General features: G+C 40.2%; 21 protein-coding genes. 10 read left to right on the forward strand and 11 right to left on the reverse strand.

Features of this window, described 5'->3' with window-relative positions; genetic code table 11:
- Positions 1–11 precede the first annotated feature (11 nt).
- The 3 genes from E6C50_RS12460 to E6C50_RS12470 are packed head-to-tail and all read left to right on the forward strand — an operon-like array spanning position 12 to position 3,604.
- Positions 12–1,169 (forward strand): serine hydrolase domain-containing protein, encoded by a 1,158-nt coding sequence (locus E6C50_RS12460; protein WP_136403549.1) that lies wholly within the window; start codon positions 12–14, stop codon positions 1,167–1,169.
- An 18-nt stretch (positions 1,170–1,187) separates the two neighbouring features.
- Positions 1,188–1,901 (forward strand): 3'-5' exonuclease, encoded by a 714-nt coding sequence (locus tag E6C50_RS12465; protein WP_136403550.1) that lies wholly within the window; start codon positions 1,188–1,190, stop codon positions 1,899–1,901.
- 14 nt (positions 1,902–1,915) lie between these two features.
- Positions 1,916–3,604 carry an ABC transporter ATP-binding protein gene (locus E6C50_RS12470; protein ID WP_136403551.1) on the forward strand — a complete coding sequence of 563 codons (1,689 nt, stop codon included), beginning with the start codon at positions 1,916–1,918 and terminating at the stop codon, positions 3,602–3,604.
- Positions 3,605–3,714: 110 nt separating this feature from the next.
- On the opposite strand, the gene E6C50_RS12475 is transcribed toward E6C50_RS12470, so the two are convergent.
- The 8 genes from E6C50_RS12475 to trhO form a co-directional block, all read right to left on the reverse strand.
- Positions 3,715–4,374 (reverse strand): CoA transferase subunit B, encoded by a 660-nt coding sequence (locus E6C50_RS12475; RefSeq protein ID WP_136403552.1) that lies wholly within the window; start codon positions 4,372–4,374, stop codon positions 3,715–3,717.
- A 2-nt stretch (positions 4,375–4,376) separates the two neighbouring features.
- Entirely contained in the window at positions 4,377–5,078 is a 702-nt protein-coding gene (locus tag E6C50_RS12480) for a CoA transferase subunit A (RefSeq protein ID WP_136403553.1), read from the reverse strand.
- Between the two features lie 65 nt (positions 5,079–5,143).
- Positions 5,144–7,444 (reverse strand): penicillin-binding protein 1A, encoded by a 2,301-nt coding sequence (locus E6C50_RS12485; protein ID WP_136403554.1) that lies wholly within the window; start codon positions 7,442–7,444, stop codon positions 5,144–5,146.
- Positions 7,445–7,453: 9 nt separating this feature from the next.
- Complete coding sequence (locus E6C50_RS12490) at positions 7,454–7,942, reverse strand: gliding motility lipoprotein GldH (protein ID WP_136403555.1); 489 nt, start codon at positions 7,940–7,942, stop codon at positions 7,454–7,456.
- On the reverse strand, positions 7,926–9,110 hold the full coding sequence (locus E6C50_RS12495; RefSeq protein ID WP_136403556.1) for a PSP1 domain-containing protein: 1,185 nt from the start codon (positions 9,108–9,110) through the stop codon (positions 7,926–7,928). Before E6C50_RS12495 ends, E6C50_RS12490 begins: the two co-directional genes overlap by 17 nt.
- A gap of 187 nt (positions 9,111–9,297) precedes the next feature.
- Entirely contained in the window at positions 9,298–9,528 is a 231-nt protein-coding gene (locus E6C50_RS12500) for a ferredoxin (protein ID WP_136403557.1), read from the reverse strand.
- Positions 9,528–10,769 carry a peptidase U32 family protein gene (locus E6C50_RS12505; protein WP_136403558.1) on the reverse strand — a complete coding sequence of 414 codons (1,242 nt, stop codon included), beginning with the start codon at positions 10,767–10,769 and terminating at the stop codon, positions 9,528–9,530. The genes E6C50_RS12500 and E6C50_RS12505 overlap by 1 nt, the downstream gene beginning before the upstream one ends.
- Before the next feature lie 6 nt (positions 10,770–10,775).
- Positions 10,776–12,140, reverse strand: coding sequence for an oxygen-dependent tRNA uridine(34) hydroxylase TrhO (gene trhO, locus E6C50_RS12510; protein WP_136403559.1), 1,365 nt, complete (start codon positions 12,138–12,140; stop codon positions 10,776–10,778).
- A 258-nt stretch (positions 12,141–12,398) separates the two neighbouring features.
- On the opposite strand from trhO, the gene recA reads away from it, so the two are divergent.
- The 4 genes from recA (at position 12,399) to E6C50_RS12530 (ending at position 15,934) form a co-directional block, all read left to right on the forward strand.
- A complete protein-coding gene (recA, locus tag E6C50_RS12515) occupies positions 12,399–13,403 on the forward strand; it encodes a recombinase RecA (RefSeq protein WP_136403560.1) in 1,005 nt (334 codons plus the stop codon).
- A 99-nt stretch (positions 13,404–13,502) separates the two neighbouring features.
- On the forward strand, positions 13,503–13,913 hold the full coding sequence (locus E6C50_RS12520; protein WP_136403561.1) for a hypothetical protein: 411 nt from the start codon (positions 13,503–13,505) through the stop codon (positions 13,911–13,913).
- 12 nt (positions 13,914–13,925) lie between these two features.
- Positions 13,926–14,477: an RNA polymerase sigma factor gene (locus E6C50_RS12525; protein ID WP_136403562.1), complete on the forward strand. Its 552-nt coding sequence runs from the start codon at positions 13,926–13,928 to the stop codon at positions 14,475–14,477.
- Complete coding sequence (locus E6C50_RS12530) at positions 14,474–15,934, forward strand: outer membrane beta-barrel protein (RefSeq protein WP_136403563.1); 1,461 nt, start codon at positions 14,474–14,476, stop codon at positions 15,932–15,934. Before E6C50_RS12525 ends, E6C50_RS12530 begins: the two co-directional genes overlap by 4 nt.
- 54 nt (positions 15,935–15,988) lie before the next feature.
- Here the strand turns inward: E6C50_RS12530 and E6C50_RS12535 are convergent, their stop codons facing one another.
- Complete coding sequence (locus E6C50_RS12535) at positions 15,989–16,747, reverse strand: lysophospholipid acyltransferase family protein (protein ID WP_136403564.1); 759 nt, start codon at positions 16,745–16,747, stop codon at positions 15,989–15,991.
- Positions 16,748–16,868: 121 nt separating this feature from the next.
- Between E6C50_RS12535 and trpS the strand changes: the two genes are divergently transcribed.
- Entirely contained in the window at positions 16,869–17,840 is a 972-nt protein-coding gene (gene trpS, locus E6C50_RS12540) for a tryptophan--tRNA ligase (RefSeq protein WP_136403565.1), read from the forward strand.
- Between the two features lie 33 nt (positions 17,841–17,873).
- On the opposite strand, the gene dprA is transcribed toward trpS, so the two are convergent.
- Positions 17,874–18,977, reverse strand: coding sequence for a DNA-processing protein DprA (dprA, locus tag E6C50_RS12545; RefSeq protein ID WP_136403566.1), 1,104 nt, complete (start codon positions 18,975–18,977; stop codon positions 17,874–17,876).
- Positions 18,978–19,206: 229 nt separating this feature from the next.
- On the opposite strand from dprA, the gene E6C50_RS12550 reads away from it, so the two are divergent.
- Both E6C50_RS12550 and E6C50_RS12555 read left to right on the forward strand, forming a co-directional pair.
- Positions 19,207–20,154 carry an HU domain-containing protein gene (locus E6C50_RS12550; RefSeq protein WP_136403567.1) on the forward strand — a complete coding sequence of 316 codons (948 nt, stop codon included), beginning with the start codon at positions 19,207–19,209 and terminating at the stop codon, positions 20,152–20,154.
- Between the two features lie 67 nt (positions 20,155–20,221).
- Complete coding sequence (locus tag E6C50_RS12555; protein ID WP_136403568.1) at positions 20,222–20,737, forward strand: acyl-CoA thioesterase; 516 nt, start codon at positions 20,222–20,224, stop codon at positions 20,735–20,737.
- A 107-nt stretch (positions 20,738–20,844) separates the two neighbouring features.
- On the opposite strand, the gene E6C50_RS12560 is transcribed toward E6C50_RS12555, so the two are convergent.
- A complete protein-coding gene (locus tag E6C50_RS12560) occupies positions 20,845–22,131 on the reverse strand; it encodes a murein hydrolase activator EnvC family protein (RefSeq protein WP_136403569.1) in 1,287 nt (428 codons plus the stop codon).
- Positions 22,132–22,142: the final 11 nt, after the last annotated feature.

The following is a 22,142-nucleotide window of genomic DNA, read 5'->3' on the forward strand; positions in this document are numbered from 1 at the left end:
ATTCCGTGCTTATGAAGTTTCTAAAAAAATTCCTACTGTGGTTTTTAATCCTCCTTACCGGTATCATTATCCTGATGTATATTTTCGATGTCGATTATTTACTTCGCGCAGTCAGGACTATTTATTTTAAAGGATATACCACTGCTTTTCTGGACGATTATAAGGAATTTCCAAACCGCGAAATCAAAAAAGGAACCGCGCAACCGTGGGCAATCGCCAAAGATTATAACAGCGTTCCCGCTACGGAAATACTCAACAAAACCCATAAGGAACTTCAAACCGTTGCCTATCTGATCATCAAAAATGACAGTATCTGGCACGAAAGTTATTTCGACGGTTACGGAAAAGATTCCAAATCCAATTCCTTTTCGATGGCCAAGAGTATTGTTTCGGCTTGTCTGGGTAAAGCGATCATGGACGGAAAAATTAAAAGTCTCGATCAGAAAGTGTCCGATTTCTTCCCGGAATTAAAAGGGAAATATGCCAAAGAGGTAACAGTAGGCGATTTGTCATCCATGTCATCCGGCTTAAGCTGGGACGAACATTATTATAGTCCGTTTTCCATTGTAACCCGCGCTTATTTTGACAACGATCTCAAAAAGGTCATCTTAGGACTGGAAGTAAACGAAGCGCCCGGAAAAAGCTTTAAATACCTGAGTGGTGCAACCGAATTACTCGCAATGGTTATCGAAAAAGCCACGGGTGAATACCTGTCGGATTATATGTCAAAAAATTTCTGGCAACCCATGGGTGCCGAAAACGAAGCCTTATGGCAATTGGATCATGCACCCGACGGAATTGAAAAAGCCTATTGTTGTATTGCCAGTAATGCCCGCGATTTTGCCCGTTTCGGAAAATTATACCTGCAAAACGGAAAATGGAATGAAAAACAATTGTTGGACAGTACTTTTGTAGCAAAATCGATTACACCGCGTTTTCCGGAATCGCCCGAATATGGCTATGGCTGGTGGTTGCATAATTATCTTGGTAAAAAAATGTACTATATGAGAGGCCATTTGGGACAATTCGTTATCGTAGTTCCGGAAGACAATGTTATTATTGTCCGCCTGGGTCACCTAAAAGGCCTGCAAACCGAAACCGATCCGCATAGTAACGATTTTTATGTGTATGTGGGCGAAGCCTATAAAATGCTTGAAAAAAGAAAATAACAGAATACACTATACGCCATGTTAGAAAAAATAAGATTGGAAAACATTCTTTTTCTGGATATTGAAACCGTTCCCGAAGAAGAAAATTTTAACGCCTTAGACAAAACCAAACAGGAACTGTACAGCCTGAAGACACAATACCAGCGTAAGGACGATTTTACTCCGGAAGAGTTTTACGAACGCGCCGGAATTTGGGCCGAGTTTGGAAAAATTATCTGTATATCAGTGGGTTATTTTACCTTTCGCAACGACATCCGTCATTTTAGGGTAACGTCCTTTTTTGGCGAGGAAATCAAAATACTAAAAGATTTTAGCAATTTGCTGGCAAATCATTTTAACCAGCCGCAACATATACTCTGCGGTCATAATGCTAAGGAATTCGATTTTCCGTTTATCGCCCGCCGAATGGTTATCAATGGAATATCCATTCCTCCCAAACTGAATCTTTTCGGAAAAAAACCGTGGGAAGTGCCACATCTGGATACGATGGAATTATGGAAATTTGGCGATTTTAAACATTTTACATCTTTAAAACTACTCACAAACATTCTGGGTATTCCGTCGCCAAAAGACGATATCGATGGTAGTCAGGTAGGTCATGTATATTATATCGAAAAAGATATCGACCGGATTATTCGCTATTGCGAAAAAGACGTCATTGCCGTAGCGCAGATCCTGTTGCGTTTTCGCCGGGAAGATTTACTGGTGGAAGACGAAATCGTCTTTGTTTAACTAAATTTGCACTAATGAAAGCGCCTCTTTTACAACTACAAAATGTAACGGTTTCGTTCCGCAAAGAAGGAAACTGGACACCTATTGTCAAAAACAGCCGGTTTGACCTGTATGAAAATGAAATTCTGGGCATTGTTGGCGAATCCGGATCCGGAAAATCGGTGACCTCACTGGCCATTATGGGACTTTTACCCAAAGCGATTGCGAAGGTTAGCGAAGGTGAAATTATACTGGACGGTAAAAATATCGCTGCTTTATCCGAAAAAGAATGGCAAAAATTAAAAGGGAACGATATTGCCATGATTTTTCAGGAGCCTATGAGTTCGTTAAATCCATCGCTGAAATGTGGTCCGCAAGTGGCCGAAATCCTGGCACAACATACCCATTTATCCCAAAAAGAAATCCGACAGGAAGTACTTTCACTATTTGAAAAGGTGAAATTACCCAATCCCGAGATTATTTATAACAAATACCCGCACCAGATTTCAGGCGGACAAAAACAGCGTGTGATGATCGCTATGGCGATTGCCTGTAAACCGAAAATTTTAATTGCCGACGAGCCTACTACCGCACTGGATGTAACGGTTCAAAAAGAAATCATCCAGCTTTTAAAAGAACTGCAGCAACAAACCCGGATGAGTATTATTTTTATCTCTCACGATTTGTCGCTGGTTTCCGATATTGCCAATCGCGTATTGGTGATGTATAAAGGCGAGATTGTAGAACAAGGCGAAGCACAGCAGATTTTTAAAAACCCACAACACAATTATACCAAAGCTTTAATCGCGTCGCGTCCTTCATTGGAATACCGCGCCAAACGATTGCCTACGATTCAGGATTTTTTAAACGACACCATCGACACCGCTGTTATTACCGCTGAAGACCGAGCCGAAAATCATAAAAAAATGTATGCCCAAACGCCGATTTTGGAAGTGCAGAACGTAGAAAAAGAATATTTTTCGACAGCCGGTTTGTTTGGTAAAAAAACAACCTTTAAAGCGGTCGACAATGTTAGTTTTAAAATTTATGAAGGCGAAACCTTAGGTCTTGTCGGCGAAAGCGGTTGCGGAAAATCTACGTTGGGAAATGCTATTTTACAGTTGGACAAAGCCACAGCCGGTCATATTTTCTATAAAGGGAAAGATATTACAAAGCTTTCGGCTACCGAAATCCGTACGCTCCGAAAAGAAATTCAGATTATTTTTCAGGATCCGTATTCTTCGTTAAATCCCCGGATTCCGGTTGGAAAGGCGATAATGGAACCTATGAAAGTACACGGCCTATATAAAAACGATGCCGAACGCAAACAAAAAACAATCGAATTACTGGAAAGAGTTGGTTTAGGAGAAGACTATTTTAACCGTTATCCACATGAATTTTCCGGTGGTCAACGGCAACGGATCGGAATTGCGCGTACCATTGCTTTACAACCTAAAATTATTGTTTGTGACGAATCGGTTTCGGCACTCGATATTTCCGTTCAGGCGCAGGTTCTGAATCTGCTAAATGAATTAAAAGAAAATTTTGGCTTTACCTATATTTTTATTTCACACGATCTGGCCGTCGTTAAATATATGTCGGATCAGGTGTTGGTGATGAATAAAGGAAAAATCGAAGAAATTGGCGATGCCGACGCGCTTTACGCCAATCCGCAAAAAGAATATACCAAAAAACTGATTGCCGCTATCCCGAAAGGGAACTAAACGGAACTACACCTGACAGGTTTTTAAAACCTGTCAGGTGTGCTTATCAGTAGCAAAATAAAAAGCCTGTTCGAGTTCGAACAGGCTTTTTTATAAATTACGGCTTCGTATTAGTCGATTTTCATTTCCGGAATATCCCCGTCAATAATAAGATTCGCTTCCGTAGCCTTGATAATTTCTTCTACTGTAACACCCGGTGCTCTTTCCAGTAATTTGAATCCGTTTGGTGTGATTTCCATTACGGCCAACTCAGTTACTACTTTTTTCACGCATTTTACTCCGGTTAACGGTAGCGTACATTCTTTTAAGATTTTAGATTCTCCGGCTTTGTTTACGTGCATCATTGCCACAATGATATTTTCGGCCGATGCCACTAAATCCATAGCGCCACCCATTCCTTTTACCATTTTCCCGGGAATTTTCCAGTTGGCAATATTTCCGTTTTCCGATACTTCCATCGCGCCCAGAATCGTCAAATCTACGTGTTGTCCGCGGATCATTCCGAAACTTGTAGCCGAATCAAAAAAAGAAGCCCCCGCTAAAGTGGTAATCGTTTGTTTTCCTGCGTTGATCACATCGGCATCTTCTTCACCTTCAAACGGAAATGGCCCCATGCCCAAAACTCCGTTTTCACTCTGGAATTCTACGCTAATTCCCTGTGGAATATAGTTCGCTACCAAGGTTGGGATTCCAATTCCAAGGTTTACAAAATAACCGTCTTTTAACTCCTGTGCAATTCTTTTTGCAATTCCTATTTTATCTAATGCCATGATTACTGTCTTTGTCTTACTGTGCGTTGTTCGATTCTCTTTTCATATTTTTCTCCTTGGAAAATTCGTTTTACAAAAATTCCCGGAATATGAATCTGGTTCGGGTCCAATGTCCCGGCCGGTACTAATTCTTCCACCTCAGCAATTGTGATTTTCGCAGCACCCGCCATACACGAGTTAAAGTTTCGCGCCGTTCCTTTAAAGATAAGGTTTCCGGCTTCGTCTCCTTTCCAGGCTTTAACGATCGCAAAATCGGCTTTATACGCCTCTTCCATCACGTGCATTTTTCCATTAAATTCGCGTACTTCTTTTCCTTCAGCTACTTCGGTTCCGTAACCTGCCGGTGTAAAAAAGGCCGGAATTCCCGCTTGTGCTGCACGACATTTTTCGGCTAAGGTTCCCTGTGGGGTTAATTCCACTTCCAATTCGCCACTCAACATCTGACGCTCGAATTCGGCATTTTCACCTACATACGAAGATATCATTTTTTTTATCTGACGTTTTTGCAATAATAATCCCAATCCGAAATCGTCTACTCCGGCATTGTTGGAAATACATGTCAAATCTTTTACATCCATTTTCACCAACTCGGCAATACTGTTTTCCGGGATTCCGCAAAGTCCGAAACCGCCCAACATAATGGTCTGTCCGTCTTTTATATCGTGTAACGCTTCCTGCACGCTACTTACTTTTTTATTAATCATATTGTGGTTGTTTAATTTTGGTTAAAAATATAAAAAAAACGCCTTTTTAAAAAGGCGTTTTGTATTTAGAAATCAAATTCTTCTGTAGTTGGCTCTTCCACGGCGAGACTGTCGACAACTTTTTTCGGTGCCCAACAATCTACTTTAATTGAAAGATTCGCCGGTCGTTCGAATGGTTTCTGCGAAACATTCAATTTATCGTCGGCATAACATTTTTTCATAAATAATCCCCAGATTGGAAGTGCCATCGTAGCTCCCTGACCCATTTGCGTATTCTTAAAGTGCGCCGATCGGTCTTCGTTTCCAACCCAGACACCCATGGCGAGGTTCGGTACCATTCCAATAAACCATCCGTCACTATTGTTCTGACTGGTTCCTGTTTTACCGGCAATCGGGTTTAAGAACGCATACGGTAATCCGGTTACCCTTTTATAAGTTGGCCCACCCGATCCATAACGCAAACGCGCTCCCGATCCGGATTCGGTTACTCCCTCCAGCAATTTGATAATGGCATAGGATACGTCTTTACTCAATACGTCTTTTGATTCCGGTACCGATTCGTATAATACCACTCCGTTTTTATCTTCAATTTTAGTAATTACCTGTGGTTTCATATAAACACCCTGGTTGGCAAATGTACTATAGGCCGCTACCATGTCACTTACCGTGATTTCAACCGCTCCTAATGCAATCGCCGGTCGTTCCGGGATATTGGAGCTTACTCCTAATTTTTTGGTCAGGTCTACTACCGCATGTGGCCCTACTTTGTCCATCAATTTTGCCGAAACGGTATTGATTGAGTTGGCCAGTGCCGATTTTAAGGTTACCAGTCCTCTATAATTTCCACTGGAGTTTTTAGGCGTCCAGTCGGCATCAATTCCATAACGCCCTTTTGGCATGGTGAATGGTGAATCGTAAATGGAATCACATGGCGACATTTTTAATTGTTCGATAGCTGCTGCATACACAAACGGTTTGAATGTCGATCCCACCTGACGCGCTCCCTGAGCGACGTGATCGTACTGGAAATGTTTGTAGTTGATTCCTCCTACCCAAACTTTCACATATCCGGTATGTGGCTCCATGGCCATTACACCTGTTTGCAAGAAATGCTTGTAATAAATGATAGAATCTCTTGGTGTCATGATTGTATCTTTTTCCCCTTTCCAAGTGAAAATTGACATTTTGGCTTTGACATCGAATGATTTTTTGATCTGGTCTTCTGAAATCCCTTTTTCAGACATAATACGCCAACGTTCGGAATTTTTCATCGATCTTTCGATGATTTTTCGGGTTTCGTCGGATGTAATATTGATAAATGGTGCGTTTTCATTTTTCTGTTGCTGAATAAAGAATTCTTCCTGTAAGTTTGCCAAATGCTCATCTACCGCTTCCTCTGCATATTGTTGCATACGGGAATCAATAGTGGTATAAATTTTTAATCCGTCACGATAGATGTCATATTCGCCGCCACCCTCTTTTTTCGGATTCTCTTTTACCCATTTTTTCATGAATCCACGCAGGTATTCTCTGAAATATGTTGCCTTTCCTTCCACATGACTTTCTGGTGTAAACTTCAACACTATCGGCTGATTCTGGTAGTATTCTTTTTTCTCTTTGGTCAGGAAATCATTTTTCTCCATCTGGCGCAACACTACGTTTCTACGCTCTTTTACTTTTTCCATTCTTCTGATTGGATTAAAGTACCATGGATTTTTTAACATTCCTACAAACATTGCCGCTTCATCAACCGTTAAATCTTTCGGTTCTTTTCCAAAATATACTTTCGCTGCCGAACGGATTCCCACTGCTGTGTTTACGAAATCGGCTTTGTTCAGGTACATTGCAATGATTTCCTGTTTCGTATACTGACGCTCCAGTTTGGTGGCAATAATCCATTCTTTTGCTTTTTGAACAATCCTTAACGGAAGGAATTTTGACCCTTCTCCGTGGAATAACAATTTGGCCAGCTGTTGGGTAAGCGTACTCGCTCCACCGCTGCCTCCAAAACTTAAAACCGCACGAAGTGTTCCTCTGGAATCGATACCGGAATGTTCGTAAAAACGTTCGTCTTCGGTCGCGATCAATGCTTTTACCAGATGATCCGGTAAATCGGCATATTTAATAGGGGTTCTGTTTTCCAGATAAAATTTACCGATCGTTTCACCGTCTGATGAAATGATTTCGGTAGCCACATTGGAATTCGGATTTTCCAGCTCGTCGAACGACGGCATCGCTCCGAATAATCCCCATGAAGCAAAAAGGAAGAATAATATGATTCCTCCAAATGTGTAAAGAAAAAATTTCCAGAATTTCTTTACGTAAGGTGAAAAATCTTCTTTCTGATTTTTATTGTTTTGTGCCATTTTATTGAGTTATTCTGCTTTTTCAATTCTAAATCCAACTTCCGAAATACCTTGTAATTGTTCCATACCGGATACTTTCCCGGTTTCGCGAACCGCCTGCTGAATGTTTACGGTATATTTACCCACTTTTGGAAAACGGGTGTTTTCCTTATACCATAACTTGCTTTCCTTAATATCGGAAAAACCATCACCCAGAAGCGTTCCGTCTTCTTTGGCCATCTGATATTCCAATGTATCTACTTTGGTCACACCATCCGGCTGTAATAGCGATACAATCAGGAATAAGTTATTAAACGGATAACTATTGTTATTTCTTATGTTTACAAACATATTATAGTTGGTTATCGTATCGTTCTGGTCGAAAGCGAACGTCACTTTCTGGCCTTTATGCCAGGATCCGTCTATTTCCTGATATTCATCAAAAACTCTATTCTTATCGCACGACAAGAATAATACCGATAGTAATCCTACAACTAAAAAATTATTTTTTCGGAGCATTTTTTTCTTTTGAAGAATTATTTGAAGTATTGTTTGGTTTACGTTTTTTATTAGGTCGTTTCTTTTTCTTAGGTTGATCAAAACGTGTTAAACTATCTTGTCCAACTACATTCTGGAAGTTATTTTCTGCCGCTTCTTCGGTGATTTCAATAGCAAAATCTTCGATCGCAGCAACTTTCTTTTTCTGTTTGTTGATCGCGATGATTTCTTTTACCTGTTCTACTTTTAATACATGCCAGTGTGCAAAATCATTCGTATACGCAAACCACATTAAACCTTTAAAGATGTCCAGTTTCTGACAAACCGCGTCACCTTTCTCGGTATATAATTTGGTTTCCGTTTCCGGAAAATCTTTTAAAGCATCCAGATATGTATCCAATTCGTAGTTTAAACAGCATTTTAGTTTTCCGCATTGTCCGGCCAGTTTTTGCGGGTTTAATGACAATTGCTGGTAACGGGCGGCTGCAGTATTAACACTTCTGAAATCGGTTAGCCAGGTCGAACAACACAATTCGCGTCCACAAGAACCTACGCCTCCCAATCGGGCTGCTTCCTGACGGAATCCCACCTGTTTCATTTCGATACGGGTGTTAAATTCTTTTGCGAAATCTTTAATCAGTTGTCGGAAATCGACTCTGTCATTTGCCGTATAATAAAAGGTTGCTTTGGAAGCGTCTCCCTGAAATTCGATATCGGAAATTTTCATTTCCAGGTTTAATTTGATCGCAATCTCACGGGCGCGTACTTTCATCGGCTCTTCCTTATCGCGGGCTTCAATCCAGATATCAATATCCTTTTGTGTTGCTTTGCGATAAATCTTGGCTACTTCGCCCTCGGGATTCACATTTTTTTTCTTCATCTGGATTTTCACCAGTTCTCCCGTAAGGGTTACAATTCCCACATCGTGTCCCGGTGAAGCTTCGGTAGCGACAATATCACCAATACTCAGGGTTAGTTTTTCCGCATTTCTGAAAAATTCTTTTCTCCCGTTTTTAAAACGAACCTCAACACAGTTGAACGGTTCCTGGCCTCCGGGCAGGCTCATGTTGGATAACCAGTCGAAAACCGTTAGTTTATTACAACTGTCGGTACCACAGGTTCCATTATTTTTACATCCCCTAGGAGTTCCGTCTTTGGCGCTCCCAGTGGAACAGTTTGTACATGCCATATGCTTTGAATATATATAGATCGTGACCGTGTCACTACTTGTTCGTAAATTGTTTTTGTGTGTAAAGATACTATTTTTTAGCATCATTCATATACCGTTCCCGGTGACGGCCTCCAAATTATGAAAAATTTAAAAGCCTGTTACATTTTTTATAACGCAACAGGCTTTTTATAAAGCAATTCGGTCTTTAGATTTCTTTTACCGTGATGATATTTACCGGACAGGCTTTCGCGGCCAGTTCACAATTTTCGGCTATGGTATGATCGGGTGATTTTAAGGTGTGAAATCCTTTGGTGTCGACGGCTTTTAACAACACCGTTTTCCCATCTTTTTTCGACATCTGAAACTGACCCGGTGCCATTTCGACACAGTAATTACAACCGATACACTTGTTTCGTTGTAAGGTTACGATTACCATCAGGCTTCTACAATTTTATATAGTTTATCGGACAAACGGATACGGAACGGTACTTTAATGGTACAACTATCACCACGGGTAGCTTTATCGGTTGCCGTATCATTGACAAACATTTCTTCGATGATCATTTCTTGTGCTCCTGTGCTTGGTCCGGTAATCAATATCGTATCCCCTTTTTTAATATCGTAGGCTTCAATTTTAAATTCACCAATACCGGATTTTTGATAAAAATGCATGCCTTTCCCAACATATACTTTTTTCTGTGTCGCGTTCGATCCCGGATTATCACTCCATTCTCCCAATTTCTGACCCAAATAGTAACCCGACCAGAAACCGCGGTTGTAAACCGTATTCAATGCTTCCATCCATTCGGCAACTTTTTCTTTGGAATAGGTTTTGTCGTAATAGGCGTCTATCGCTTCCCGATATGTTTTGATCACCGTTGCCACATATTCCGGTGCGCGACCACGCCCTTCAATTTTTAACACCTGGATTCCGGAATCGATGACCTGATCCAGGAAATCGATCGTACATAAATCTTTAGGCGACATCATGTATTCGTTATCGATTTCGATCTCAAATCCGGATTCCTGATCGATAACCGTGTATTTTTTCCGGCAGTTTTGTTTACACGCACCGCGATTGGCCGAGGAGTTATGCGAATGCAGACTCAGATAGCATTTTCCCGATACCGCCATACATAACGCTCCATGACCGAATATTTCAATTTCAACCAAATTTCCGGATGGCCCTTTGATTTGTTCTTTTTCAATTTGTTCGGTGATTTTTTTAACCTGGCGTAAACTCAATTCGCGGGACAATACCATGGTATCGGCAAAAAGGCTGTAAAATTTTACCGTTTCGATATTGGTCACATTCAACTGTGTGGAAATATGCACTTCGATTCCCAAAGTTCGGGCCGAGGCAATTACCGCCTGATCGGAGGCAATCACTGCCGTTATATTCGCCTCTTTGGCTTTTGTCAGCAATGTTTTCACAACCGACAAATCGTGATCGTATATAATAGTATTAAGTGTCAGATAGGTTCTGACGTTTTTGGCTTCGCAACGTCGGGCGATTTCCGGCAGGTCATCGATTGTAAAATTCACCGTAGACCGGGCGCGCATGTTTAATTGTTCGACTCCAAAATACACCGAATCAGCGCCATTATCCAACGCAGCCTGAAGCGACTCAAAGTTCCCAGCGGGAGCCATGAGTTCAATTTTTCCAGAGATTGTCATCGCTATTTATTCGTTGATTTTAAACAATTTATCCGACAAACGAATGCGGAATGGCAAGGCAAAAGTCACTTTATCTCCTTTAACCGCTTTTTCCGAAGCAGCTCCGTTAACCTGCATTTTTGCTACGGTGAGTTTTTGCTCCCCGGTGGTTGGACCCACAATAAGGATAGTATCTCCAAGGTTCAATTCTCCGTTTTCGATTGTAAATTGCCCCACCTGTGCTTTCGGGTAGTAGTGTTCGCCTTTTCCGATCAACACTTTTTTTACCGCGATACGCTGACGGATTGATTTTGGTTTTTCCGCAACGGCAACAGCCAATGGTTGTTCGGCAGAAGTTTCCGATTTTTTAAATTTCAGAGCGTCCGATTTTCCTTTTTTGAAAATCATATTTCCGTTTTTGATACCGCGGCGTAACTGTACCTGTTCTGCCAGCGTCATATGTGTAATTTCCTGACATTCGGACGAACAACAGTTTTCCATAGCCGCTTTACAGTCGTCACACTGAATAAATAACAGGTGACAACCTTCGTTCGCACAATTGGTATGATTGTCGCATGGTTTTCCGCACTGATGACACTGCGAGATAATATCATCCGTAATACGTTCGCCTAAACGATGGTCAAATACGAAATTTTTACCGATAAATTTACTTTCCAGACCTTCCGCTTTTACCTGGCGTGTATATTCAATAATTCCACCTTCCAGCTGGTATACGTTTTTAAATCCTTTGTGTCTGAAAAAAGCACTCGCTTTTTCACAACGGATACCACCGGTACAGTACATCAAAAGGTTTTTATCTTCTTTATGTTCGGAAAGTTGTTCTTCTATAATTGGTAAGGATTCCCGAAACGTATCTACGTCCGGCGTAATGGCTCCAACAAAATGTCCGATTTCACTTTCGTAGTGATTTCTAAAATCTACCACAATGGTGTTCGGATCTTCCAGCATCGCATTAAACTCAGCTGCTTTCAAATGTATCCCTTTATTCGTCACATCGAAAGTACTGTCGTCCAAACCATCAGCAACGATTTTGTGACGAACCTTGATCGTTAATTTTAAAAACGAGTGATCATCATGTTCAACCGCTACATTCAAACGAATACCTTTCATAAAATCGTAGGCTTCGATAGTATCTTTGAATTCATAAAAATGATCGGCAGGAACCGACAACTGGGCATTAATCCCTTCGGTTGCTACATAAATACGTCCTAAAACACCTAATGGGTTCCAGGCTAAAAATAAATCGTCTCTGAATTTTTTCGGATCTTCGATGTGTGCATACGCATAGAAAGACAAAGTAAGTCTTTGCTGTCCCGCTTCGTCGATAAGCTGAGCTCTTTCTTCTGCGCTTAAAGTGTTATACAGTTGCATGCTATAAACGTTTAAGTGAGATATTATGTTTGGGACTCTAATTGGAAGAATCCGCGGCAAAGATACAAAAATCATTTTGGAAACAAAAAGCCCTATTTATTTTCTATCCCATTCGATTTCAGCAAGGTTACCCTTATTATATACTTTAAACATGCTATTCCGGAATAGTTTTTCCGATGTTGATAACATCCTGTTTGAAACTTAAAAAAAAGCACTATTTTTACAGAAAATAAAAGCCAATTTTTAAGACAAAGAAAGATGAGTGCAGATAAAGAAGCGAAGTTAAAAGCGTTACAATTAACGCTGGACAAACTAGATAAAACCTACGGAAAAGGTACCGTAATGAAACTTGGAGACAGCGCTGTAGAAGAAGTGGAGGCCATTCCTTCCGGTTCTCTTGGAGTTGACCTTGCTTTGGGTGTAAACGGATATCCGCGTGGTAGAATAATTGAAATTTACGGACCGGAATCGTCGGGTAAAACAACCTTAACCCTTCACGCTATTGCCGAAGCGCAAAAAGCCGGAGGTATCGCTGCTTTTATCGATGCGGAACACGCTTTCGACCGTTTTTATGCGCAAAAACTGGGTATCGATATCGACAACCTGATCATTTCACAACCGGATAACGGGGAGCAGGCTTTGGAAATTGCCGAAAACCTGATCCGTTCCGGAGCGATCGATATTGTTGTTATTGACTCGGTGGCGGCTTTAACACCTAAAAGTGAGATCGAAGGCGAAATGGGTGATTCCAAAATGGGATTACACGCACGCTTAATGTCACAGGCATTGCGAAAACTAACCGCTACGATCAGCAAAACAAACTGTACCGTTTTCTTTATTAACCAGTTGCGTGAAAAAATCGGAGTTATGTTCGGAAATCCGGAAACCACTACCGGTGGTAACGCCCTTAAATTCTACGCATCGGTTCGTTTGGACATCCGTAAATCATCACAGATTAAAGATGGTGAACACGTTATCGGTAACCGTACAAAAGTGAAAGTCGTTAAAAATAAAGTAGCACCTCCATTCCGTACTGCCGAATTCGACATTATGTATGGTGAAGGTGTTTCGAAAGTAGGTGAAATTTTAGATTTGGCCGTTGATTTCGAAATCATTAAAAAAAGCGGCTCCTGGTTTAGCTATGGCGATACCAAATTAGGTCAGGGACGCGACGCGGTAAAATCCATTATTAAAGATAATCCGGAACTGATGGATGAATTAGAGCTTAAAATCAAAGATTTAATCAAACAACAGGAAGCCTAAATAAAAAACCCGAAAAAAAATTTCGGGTTTTTTTATTTTATGACGCAACCTTTTTTATTTTCGTATATCTACCTATAAAGCAACAAAAGTAAAATACAAATGAAAAAGATATTGGCTCTGCTTTTTTCTGTTATTTTCCTTAGTGCATGCACTTCGGATTCTGAATTGAAAGACATTTCTTTCGAATTGTTACCCGTTCAGGATGTCGAATTACCAGGCACTTTTAAAGCAGGCCAACAAACGGTAATTTATCTAAAATATAAACGACCTACTAACTGCTATTCATTTAATGGCATTTATTATGAAAAAAACGGCAATACCATTACAATGGCAGTTGACGCCCTAAGACAACACCTGAGTAATTGTGAAACCGTGAACGAGAATTCTTTTGAAGTGAGCTATCCATTGTTCATTAAAACTTCAGGGGTTCATGTGCTACGATTTTGGCAAGGAAAAAATTCCCAGGGCATAGATCAGTTTTTAGTCCGGGAGATTGATGTACAAGAATAAAATGTAATTCGTTTGAGTCTCGAGCAATTAATATACGAGTGTAGAAATAACGACCGCAAAGCCCAGGAACAGCTTTACAAGCTCCTGTCCCAAAAGCTTTATGCCGTCTGTATGAAATATTCCCGTAATTATGCCGAAGCAGAAGACAATTTACAAGATGGTTTTATTTTACTGTTCAAAAAAATTGATCAGTATCAGTTTAAAGGTTCTTTTGAAGGCTGGGCCAAACGATTGATGATTAATAATATTCTTCAAAAATACCGCAATCAGGGTGTTTATGAGTTAGTGAATGATAATATTATTGATCAGAATCCAACGGTCGATTTTGATGATGAGGATGTCTCTTTGGATTATCTGATTTCCATTATTCAGGAATTACCGGATCGTTACCGGTTGGTTTTTAACCTCTATGTAATGGACGATTATTCCCACAAGGAGATTGCAGAAATGCTGAACATCACCATAGGAACCTCAAAATCAAATCTGGCACGTGCCCGAATGATTTTAAAAGAAAAAATTGAATTGCAACAACACAACCGAAAAGTAGTCCCCTCTATACAATGAGTGAAAGAAAAAATATAGATCGTCTTTTTCAGGAAAAATTCAAAGATTTTGAAGCCATTCCTCCAAAAAACGCATGGAATAACATTTTATCCGAATTGGATGGCGAAAAGAAAAAACGCAGGTTTATCGCTCCTTTCTGGCTGAAACTTTCGGGTATAGCCGCTGTTTTTCTATTGGGCTTTTTAACCGCCACCTATTTTATTTCCGGTCCCGGAACAGGCACTCTTACTCCTGCTCCAATGGTAAATTCGGGTAACGGACAAGACAATACGAATACTATCCATAAGGATAAAAACGGTAGTATTAACGATAAAAACGGCATTGTGCCCGAACCGGTGAATGCTGTCGTGACAAATGAAAACACTCTCAAAGGTAATCGTAACGCTTCCGGCTTTAATTCGGAAGCGGAAACGACCGCCCAAAAAGAACACCAGAATCACGTTCCGAAACAGTATAAAAAACAACGCCATACCCATATCGCCGCTGCTAATGGTCGTAAAAAATCCAATGCAGTATCAGCCGATAAGCTGTTTGCAGAACGAAATACCAATGAAGGCAGTTCTAAAAACAACGGGCGTTTTAAACAATTTAATTTTAAGAAAAACAATACGATTGCCAATTATATCGTAATGCCTAAAAAAGATAGTTCCGAAATCGCTACGATCGAAGAACAGGAAAATACCCTGGAAAAAGTTCAGAAAGAAAAATTCCTGGTTGCCGAAAAGAAAAAAATAAAGGACAAAGAAGCTAAAGTTTCACGCTGGTCGGTTACCGCTTTAACCACGCCTATTTTCTTTAGTTCTACTTCGAAAGGATCGCCAATTGATAATCAGTTTGCATCTAATTCGAAAGATTATGAAAATACGATGAGCTACGGCTTAGGGTTACGTTATGAATTAAATGACAAGCTTACCTTAAGAACCGGCATCAACCGACTTGCTTTCGAATACAACACCGATAATATTGTGTATTACGAAAGTTCCAATGCGCGTTCTTTACAAAATGTAAACCAAACCAAAAACAATATTCAGATTCAGAATAAAGATTATAACAATTTAGCCACAGGGCCAAACGGAGAAGTTATCGAAAAAATGAATTCCGGTTCCTTAACACAGCGAATGGGTTATATCGAAGTTCCAATGGAATTATCCTATAAATTAATCGACAAGAAATTTGGAGTCGCTTTAATCGGAGGTTTCAGTACTCTATTCCTGAATCAAAACAAGATTGACCTGGTATCGCCGGAGTTGAACACAACTATAGGAGAAGCCAACAATCTGAATAATGTACACGTAAGCAGCAATATCGGTGTAGGTGTTAAATACCGCTTCGCTAAAGCATTCGAAGCCAATTTTGAGCCTACCTTTAAATATCAACTGAACATGTTCAGTAATGATGCCGGAAATTTCAAACCGTATCTGTTTGGTTTGTACACCGGTGTCAGTTATAGATTTTAAGCTTTTAGTTAGTTAGCTTGAATTTTAGTTAAGTTGAAAAAGCACTCTTTTGGGTTAGAGTGCTTTTTTGTTTTTATACATTTCGAGTAATTCGCTCAGTATTGTTTCTCTTACTTTTTCTTTAATCTCTTTCCTATCCTCCATTGTTTTTCCTGCCGTTACGACCGGTTGGTGTATTTTGATTCGCATACATCCCGGACTTCCGCTAAAAAATGTAAAGGAAAAGCGTTCTTTTACGTCACCAAATGTCATCGGAACAATCGGAATCTGATGTTCGATCGCCAGTCGGAAAGCACCATCTTTAAATTCGTCCAACACCACATTTTCGTTATCCGGTACGCCGCCTTCCGGAAAAATACAGATACTTAATCCCTGCTCCAAACGTTTTTGCGCTCTTTTAAAGACTTCAAAACGGCTTTTGGAACTACTTCTATCCACTAAAATACAGGTACGCTTATAGAAAAATCCGAAAATCGGAATTTTAACCAGCTCTTTTTTCCCTACAAAAACAAAGGGGTTATCTTTAACCAACATCAACATTAGCATGATATCGATCATTGACGTATGATTGGCAACCAACATATAGCTCTTTCCTTTTTCCAGTTCCGCTTCCTTTTCCAACGTATAGCGGAATCCCATTCCGTAGAATATAATTTTAGCCCAGATCCGGGCCAGAATAAAAAACTGCGGATACGTTTTTTCCGATAGTATCGAAAGAAATAAAAAAGGGAATAATAAAATAATCGGCACCGTTACCAACACATAGAACCAGATTCGCCAAAGGGTCCAAAAAAGGATTTTTAGTATTTTCATTCGTCTTTTTAATTGTTTTTGATTATCAGGACCTTTTTGCCCTTTGTTTACAGTAATCAAAAGTAAGAATTCTCCAAAACTTTTTACCAAAACCGTTACCTTTGCAGAAAATTATTTAATAATGGCAAAAATCTTAACCGGTGTTCAAAGTACAGGAACACCACACTTAGGAAATTTACTCGGTGCAATTTTACCGGCTATTGAAATGGCCAATAAGCCCGAGAACGAATCTTTTCTTTTTATTGCCGACTTACATTCGGCTACACAGATAAAAGACGGGAAAACATTACGTGAAAACACCTATAGTGTTGCTGCAACCTGGCTTGCATGCGGTTTGGATATCAATAAAATTACATTTTACCGCCAGTCGGATGTACCACAAACAGCAGAACTATCCTGGTATCTGAGTTGTTTTTTTCCGTACCAGCGACTAACACTGGCCCATTCGTTTAAAGACAAAGCCGATCACCTGAGCGATGTTAATGCGGGATTATTCACCTATCCGATGTTAATGGCCGCTGATATTTTATTGTATGATGCTGAATTTGTACCGGTTGGAAAAGATCAGTTACAACACCTGGAAATCACACGCGATGTCGCTTCACGATTTAACCACCAAATGGGTGATACGTTTGTATTACCGGAAGCGAAAATCGAAGAACACATTATGATCATTCCTGGTACGGATGGTCATAAAATGAGTAAGTCCCGAAATAATTTTATCAATATTTTTCTGGATGATAAAGCATTACGCAAACAGGTTATGAGTATCGAAACGGATAGTACGCCACTGGAAGCTCCTAAAAACCCGGATACCTGTAATACTTTTGCGATCTATAAATTACTGGCAACTCCGGAAGCTACCGAAACTATGCGAGCCAATTATTTGGGTGGTAATTACGGTTACGGCCATGCCAAACAGGCGCTGTTTGAACTGATCGTGGAAAAATTCAAAAAAGAACGGGAACAGTACCATTACTACATGAATCATCTGGACGAAGTAGACGCGCTGCTGCAAAAAGGAGCCGAAAAAGCTGGCGCAATTGCCAACGGTGTCCTAAAACGCGTTCGTGAAAAATTAGGCTATTTATAAAAAACAGAGAGGAAGAATCCTCTCTGTTTTGTTTTATACTATTTCGAATAATTTTCCCGGCAACGGACGGATAACCCCTTTTAGCTCCATACGTAATAATAGCGACGATACTTTATGAACCGGAAGCGCACAGCTGCGCGCAATCAGGTCGAGCAGTTCCCTTCCATTTTGTGAGAGAAAATCGTATATCCGTTGTTCATCCGGTTCCAATTCTACAAAAAGTTGTCGCTGTACGGCTTTTTCGGTAACCTTTTCGATATTCCAGTTAAGCATATAAACCAGATCGGCAGCTTCTGTTAGTATATGCGCCCGTTGCGTTTTTAAAAGCGTATGACATCCGGCACTAAACATATCGGTAGTCCTTCCCGGAACGGCAAAAACATCCCGATTATAACCATCGGCCATATAGGCCGTAATTAACGCGCCACCTTTTTCAGCACTTTCGATCACGATGGTTGCTTCCGATATACCTGCTATAATGCGATTTCTCCGGATAAAATGTTCCCGCTCGGGTTTTGCATCACTCCAGAACTCCGTTAGAAAACCGCCATTTTCCATAATCGGATACTGAAACCGGGCATGAGCCGCCGGATATATTCGGTTTAAACCATGCGCCAATACGGCAACTGTCTGCAATTTATTATCCATCGCTTCCCTATGAGCCGTTATATCGGTTCCATAGGCAAATCCACTGATGATTACCGGATTCCACGGTGCTAAATCGGCAATTAACTTACGACAAAAGGCAATTCCATGACTGGTTATTTGTCGCGTTCCTACAATGCTGATTTTTTTTGACTGTTCCATTCGGATGTTTCCTTTTGAGAATAACAGTACCGGGCCATCATTGCAATATTTCAGGAGACACGGATAATTGTCGTCCTTAAAAAATACCGTCTGAATGTTATGTTCCCGGATAAATTGGAGTTCCCTTTCTGCAGCACTAAAAACGGCTCTATCGCGAAGCTTATTACAAAGTATTGTACCAATCCCGTCTACCGCCAACAATTCTCCCGACCGTGCATGGAATATTTTTTCGGCCATTCCAAAGTGATTAATAAGCCTTTTCGCAATTACATCCCGTATTCCCGCTACTTTTAAAAGTGCTAATGTGTAAAACAATTCTGTATCTTTCATGGCGCATAATCGAATAAAACAATTAGTAAGTTACTCCTTTAGAATCATATTTTCAAATTGTCCCTTTAAACGGGCAAATTCTGACCTCTATTCGGTCGTATTTAACCTTAATTCCGGAGACACTTCAAACAAACAACTAACAACCAATGGTTTACAACTATATTTCAATTGTTAATAAAATTTGTTGATAAAATTTGGGATTCACTATTGAATATCTAATTTTGTAGCTATGAAGATAGAAAACTACATCTCGGCTTTGTTATATCGTTATCAATGTGTTACCGTTCCTGGGTTTGGCGCATTTTTAACTGAAATCCAATCGGCACAACTGAATGGAAGTACGAACACGTTCTATCCTCCTAAAAAGTTGGTGTCTTTTAATCCGCATTTGAAAAACAACGACGGATTGTTGGCCAATCATATTTCACTGCAGGAAAACATACCGTATGAAGATGCGGTGCGTACTATCCAACACGAAGTAGGTACCTGGATTGAAAAACTACAACGTCGCGAAGCATTAGCGTTAAAAAACATCGGAGCAATAACCGTTAACACTGAGTTTAACTGGGTTTTCGAACCGGTGACTTCAGTAAATTACCTTTCGGATTCTTTCGGCCTGACTTCAGTCGTATCACCTTCCATCAAAAGAGAAGTCCTAAAAGCACAGGTTGAAGAACTGGAAGAAAAAGCACCGATTATCTTTACACCGGAAAGAAAGAAAAATTATACCTTCCTGAAATATGCTGCTGTTTTTGCCTTATCGCTAGGAGTTGGCGGTGCTACGTATAATTCGTATTACAATCAGCAAATCGAAAAAGAAAACATTCTGGTTAAAAAAAATGTACAGGAAAAAGTACAGCACGAAATTCAGCAAGCTACATTCTTTATTGAAAGTCCACTACCTCCGGTAACGTTAAACGTAAAAAACAACCAAACAAAAGTAGTCAAGCCGTACCATATTATGGCCGGTGCTTTTCGAAGTGAAGCCAATGCCGAACGTATTTTTAACGAATTGACACGTTTAGGCTACGAACCAGTTCGTCTGGAAAAAAATAATTTCGGGCTTTATCCCGTTTTATACGGCAGTTTTACGTCGTATGCTGATGCTCAGGAAAAATTACGGGAAATTCACAAACACCATAATAAAGAAGCCTGGGTGCTTATCAAAGAGCTTTAAAATTATCAAATCCTGAATTTTTCAGGATTTTTTTATGCTTCTATTGTTATCTTTGCAATAAAAAAAGATGCAAGAAAGATTTCCATCCGATTCAATCACCGTTTTGACCGATTTGGTGTTGCCTGGTGAAACCAATCCTTTAAATAATCTTTTCGGAGGTGAATTATTAGCGCGTATGGATCGTGCAGCCAGTATTACAGCCAGAAGACATTCCCGTCGCGTTTGTGTGACCGCTTCGGTAAATCACGTGGCCTTTAACCGGGCGATTCCATTGGGAAGTGTGGTTACAGTCGAAGCGAAAGTATCCCGAACTTTTAAGACATCTATGGAAATTTTTATTGATGTATGGATTGAAGATCGTGAATCGGGTATTAAAAATAAAGCTAATGAAGCCATTTATACGTTTGTTGCCGTTGATGAAACCGGACGACCTGTAGAAGTTCCGGCCATAGTACCACAAACCGAAGAAGAGAAAAAACGCTTTGAAGCCGCATTGCGCCGCAAGCAGTTAAGTCTGGTACTTGCCGGTAAAATGAAACCTCATGAAGCAACCGAATTAAAAGCCCTGTTTATGCAGGAATAAAAAAATCCCCGATTGAGAGATCGGGGATTTTTTATTTTTCACTTTTACCTTTTACACCTGACCCGTTTTGGAAACCTGTCAGGTGTGATATATCAGTTTATTTTATATTACATATTAGCCAACCAACTCTGTGGATTTAGCGTTGTAGTATTTTGCGAGATCAGGAATTTCAGAACCGCTCTACCGGATGAGTTGGTATGGATCTCACCAATACTTTGTTTGATCGATACTTTGTCTCCTTTTCCAACAAACACTTTACTTAAGTTCAGGTAAACCGTTACATAATCCCCGTGCTGAATAAATACGGCTTTGTTGTTTGCCGAAATTACCTGCACCTGAAGTACTTCTCCACCAAAAACGGCTCGGGCATTGGTTCCCGGTTCGGTACTGATTTCCACACCACTGTTGTGAACAATCAGACTTTTATGAATCGGGTGCGGTTGATCACCAAAACCTAAGGAAACAAATCCTTTTTCTACCGGCCATGGCAAACGACCTTTATTGGCTCTGAAATTATCGGCTAAGGCTTTCCCTTCGGGTGTCAGATAGAATTTTGTAGTCGATTCGGCTGCCGCTGGTGTTGCTTCAACTTTTTCTACTTTTTTACCTGCTGCTTTATTTCGCGCTGCTAATGCTGCTGCCGCTTCCCTGGCTTTTCGGTTGGCTTCGGCAATCGCTTCACGGATTAAACGCTGAATCTGTCGGTCGATCGCTTTGGATTCTTCCTGTTTTTTCTTGATGTCACCCGCCAGTTTTTTCTGGTCTTTCTGGATTACTTTCATCAATTTTTCCTGCTCTTTTTTATCTTCCTCCAGTTCACGTTTTTCCTTTTCACTTTCAACAATTAGTTTTTCCTTAACCTTTTTCTTGGTCTCCAAAACAACAGTAGCATTCTGAAGTTGCAGGGTTTTGTTTTTGATTTCCACGCCTTGCATTTTTCGGAAACTGGCATATTGCTTCATATACTGAATCCGTTTATACGCCTGCAAAAAGTTTTCGGAAGAAAGGACAAACATAATCCGGCTTTGCTCCGAACGACTCTTGTATGATTTGACAATCATCTTGGCATAATCCTCTTTTAAAACCGTTAATTCCCGACCCAGTTTATTAATCTCAAGTTGTTTTAAATAAATATCGTCTGTTAATAGCCTCGTTTGCTTTTGGGTGGTATTGATTAATTTTTCGCTTAATTTGATTTTGGTGTTCTGCTGTGATATTTGTACCAATACCGATTTCTCCTTCTTTTTTTCGGTTTGAAGGAGTTTTTGTACTTCTCGGATTTCTTTCTGGATTTGCGCTTTTCGCTCCTCTAGCTGACGTTGTTTGTCTTCCGTCTGCGACCAGGAGATTACGGATAGCAATAACAACAATATACTAAAGCGGGTTTTGTACATTTTTTATATTT

It is taken from the genome of Flavobacterium supellecticarium (assembly GCF_004801375.1).
In the GTDB taxonomy this organism is placed as follows: Bacteria; Bacteroidota; Bacteroidia; order Flavobacteriales; family Flavobacteriaceae; genus Flavobacterium; species Flavobacterium supellecticarium.

What these genes read in the sequence shown, in the direction of transcription:
- E6C50_RS12460 (WP_136403549.1), top strand. Translation starts at nt 12, where the DNA reads ATGAAGTTTCTAAAAAAATTCCTACTGTGGTTTTTAATCCTCCTTACC.
- E6C50_RS12465 (WP_136403550.1), top strand. Translation starts at nt 1,188, where the DNA reads ATGTTAGAAAAAATAAGATTGGAAAACATTCTTTTTCTGGATATTGAA.
- E6C50_RS12470 (WP_136403551.1), top strand. Translation starts at nt 1,916, where the DNA reads ATGAAAGCGCCTCTTTTACAACTACAAAATGTAACGGTTTCGTTCCGC.
- E6C50_RS12475 (WP_136403552.1), bottom strand. Translation starts at nt 4,374, where the DNA reads ATGGCATTAGATAAAATAGGAATTGCAAAAAGAATTGCACAGGAGTTA.
- E6C50_RS12480 (WP_136403553.1), bottom strand. Translation starts at nt 5,078, where the DNA reads ATGATTAATAAAAAAGTAAGTAGCGTGCAGGAAGCGTTACACGATATA.
- E6C50_RS12485 (WP_136403554.1), bottom strand. Translation starts at nt 7,444, where the DNA reads ATGGCACAAAACAATAAAAATCAGAAAGAAGATTTTTCACCTTACGTA.
- E6C50_RS12490 (WP_136403555.1), bottom strand. Translation starts at nt 7,942, where the DNA reads ATGCTCCGAAAAAATAATTTTTTAGTTGTAGGATTACTATCGGTATTA.
- E6C50_RS12495 (WP_136403556.1), bottom strand. Translation starts at nt 9,110, where the DNA reads ATGGCATGTACAAACTGTTCCACTGGGAGCGCCAAAGACGGAACTCCT.
- E6C50_RS12500 (WP_136403557.1), bottom strand. Translation starts at nt 9,528, where the DNA reads ATGGTAATCGTAACCTTACAACGAAACAAGTGTATCGGTTGTAATTAC.
- E6C50_RS12505 (WP_136403558.1), bottom strand. Translation starts at nt 10,769, where the DNA reads ATGACAATCTCTGGAAAAATTGAACTCATGGCTCCCGCTGGGAACTTT.
- trhO (WP_136403559.1), bottom strand. Translation starts at nt 12,140, where the DNA reads ATGCAACTGTATAACACTTTAAGCGCAGAAGAAAGAGCTCAGCTTATC.
- recA (WP_136403560.1), top strand. Translation starts at nt 12,399, where the DNA reads ATGAGTGCAGATAAAGAAGCGAAGTTAAAAGCGTTACAATTAACGCTG.
- E6C50_RS12520 (WP_136403561.1), top strand. Translation starts at nt 13,503, where the DNA reads ATGAAAAAGATATTGGCTCTGCTTTTTTCTGTTATTTTCCTTAGTGCA.
- E6C50_RS12530 (WP_136403563.1), top strand. Translation starts at nt 14,474, where the DNA reads ATGAGTGAAAGAAAAAATATAGATCGTCTTTTTCAGGAAAAATTCAAA.
- E6C50_RS12535 (WP_136403564.1), bottom strand. Translation starts at nt 16,747, where the DNA reads ATGAAAATACTAAAAATCCTTTTTTGGACCCTTTGGCGAATCTGGTTC.
- trpS (WP_136403565.1), top strand. Translation starts at nt 16,869, where the DNA reads ATGGCAAAAATCTTAACCGGTGTTCAAAGTACAGGAACACCACACTTA.
- dprA (WP_136403566.1), bottom strand. Translation starts at nt 18,977, where the DNA reads ATGAAAGATACAGAATTGTTTTACACATTAGCACTTTTAAAAGTAGCG.
- E6C50_RS12550 (WP_136403567.1), top strand. Translation starts at nt 19,207, where the DNA reads ATGAAGATAGAAAACTACATCTCGGCTTTGTTATATCGTTATCAATGT.
- E6C50_RS12555 (WP_136403568.1), top strand. Translation starts at nt 20,222, where the DNA reads ATGCAAGAAAGATTTCCATCCGATTCAATCACCGTTTTGACCGATTTG.
- E6C50_RS12560 (WP_136403569.1), bottom strand. Translation starts at nt 22,131, where the DNA reads ATGTACAAAACCCGCTTTAGTATATTGTTGTTATTGCTATCCGTAATC.